General features: G+C 57.8%; 4 protein-coding genes. 1 reads left to right on the top strand and 3 read right to left on the bottom strand.

Annotated features, from left to right (window positions below):
• The 3 genes from B3V69_RS06480 to B3V69_RS06470 form a co-directional block, all read right to left on the bottom strand.
• On the bottom strand, positions 1–389 hold a 389-nt coding region (locus B3V69_RS06480), incomplete at its 3' end, for a disulfide bond formation protein B (protein WP_296444889.1).
• A 4-nt stretch (positions 390–393) separates the two neighbouring features.
• Positions 394–624 carry a hypothetical protein gene (locus B3V69_RS06475; RefSeq protein WP_296444888.1) on the bottom strand — a complete coding sequence of 77 codons (231 nt, stop codon included), beginning with the start codon at positions 622–624 and terminating at the stop codon, positions 394–396.
• 10 nt (positions 625–634) lie between these two features.
• Entirely contained in the window at positions 635–964 is a 330-nt protein-coding gene (locus tag B3V69_RS06470; protein ID WP_296444887.1) for a hypothetical protein, read from the bottom strand.
• 129 nt (positions 965–1,093) lie between these two features.
• Here B3V69_RS06470 and B3V69_RS06465 point away from each other — a divergent pair.
• The coding region (locus B3V69_RS06465; protein ID WP_296444893.1) for an oxidative damage protection protein at positions 1,094–1,254 on the top strand (161 nt) is incomplete at its 3' end.

The raw sequence follows: 1,254 nt of genomic DNA, 5'->3' as shown, positions 1-1,254 counted from the left end.
CCCTTGAACATCATGGGAATGACGCGCTGCAGCGGGAAAGTCTCGATCATTCCGTAAAAGTCGCGTCCGCAGCTCGCGACTTCAGGCGGGTACCATTGCAGCCAGCTTTGCCGGGCCGCCACGAAGGCGCCAAAACCGGCCGTGGCCAGCAGCAGCACGGCGCCGCCGGAGTGAACGCTTTTTTTGCCGCTAGCGCCCGTCAAACCTGCGATGAGCGCTATTAAAACAAGAGCATAGCGTTGCACGATGCACATCGGACACGGCACCAGCCCCTCGATATGCTGCAGGTACAGGCCAAACGCCAGCAAACTGACGCAAGCCAGACTAAGCAGCGCGAAGAGCCGACGCGGATAGTTGTCCAACCATCCCGTCAAAACCTGAAAAATCATGGACTCAACCTGCCGCTTCGTCCGCCGCCTTGCAAGACGGTGAGCACACCGCCTGGGATTTTCCCAGTATCTTGCGCGTGACCATCTGCGAGCGCGCGCGATGCTTGCCGCATAGAAAGCACGACATGGTCGCAGCCCCAAACGACGTTGCCGCCGTGAAGGGTGAACCCGATACTTTGGATTTGTAACGCAGGCCGTCGGCCAGCATTTTGGTTTTTGTGTCAGCTTTTGCCATAACCCGTATTTTACGTCGACTGGCCCATGGCACGGTTGATGGCCGCTTTGGCCTGCTGTTCAGCGGCCAGCGACAGGTCAAGCGAGGAGCGGCACAAGCCTGCCACTTCGTAGTTGAGGTTCTCGTACAGCTCGGTCGCCGCCGGATAGGTGTCCAGCAAAGCAGCCAGCGCGACGCTCGACGGGACATCGTTGAATTCATTCACCAGGTGCATCACCACCGAGCGATATTGCTCAGCGCCGACCGGCACGGTGCTGTTGTCAAGACGTTCAAGTAACTCGGCCAGCACATGGGTGACGGCCAGATTTACCTTGGATGGCAAGGGTTTTGTAGCGTTCATGCCTCCCCAACTGAGGGCGCCCCTTAAAAATACAAGCGCTCAAATGCCAAACCCCGTCCCTGCCCGCGCGACGGACAGGCAAAGCTTGCTAAAGTTGCACCCTTTGTAAGAATTTGGAAAAGGCTTCACATGGCACGCACAGTCAATTGCATCAAACTCGGTAAGGAAGCTGAAGGGCTGGATTTCCCGCCCTACCCCGGCGAACTCGGCAAACGCATCTGGGAAAGCGTGAGCAAGGAAGCCTGGGCCGCCTGGCTCAAGCATCAGACCATGCTGGTCAATGAAAACCG

The organism is Rhodoferax sp. UBA5149, from assembly GCF_002413825.1.
GTDB lineage: Bacteria > Pseudomonadota > Gammaproteobacteria > Burkholderiales > Burkholderiaceae_C > Rhodoferax.
The sequence above is the reverse complement of the archived record's forward strand: the minus strand, read 5'-3'. Positions and strand labels throughout refer to the sequence as shown.

What these genes read in the sequence shown, in the direction of transcription:
- B3V69_RS06475 (WP_296444888.1), bottom strand. Translation starts at nt 624, where the DNA reads ATGGCAAAAGCTGACACAAAAACCAAAATGCTGGCCGACGGCCTGCGT.
- B3V69_RS06470 (WP_296444887.1), bottom strand. Translation starts at nt 964, where the DNA reads ATGAACGCTACAAAACCCTTGCCATCCAAGGTAAATCTGGCCGTCACC.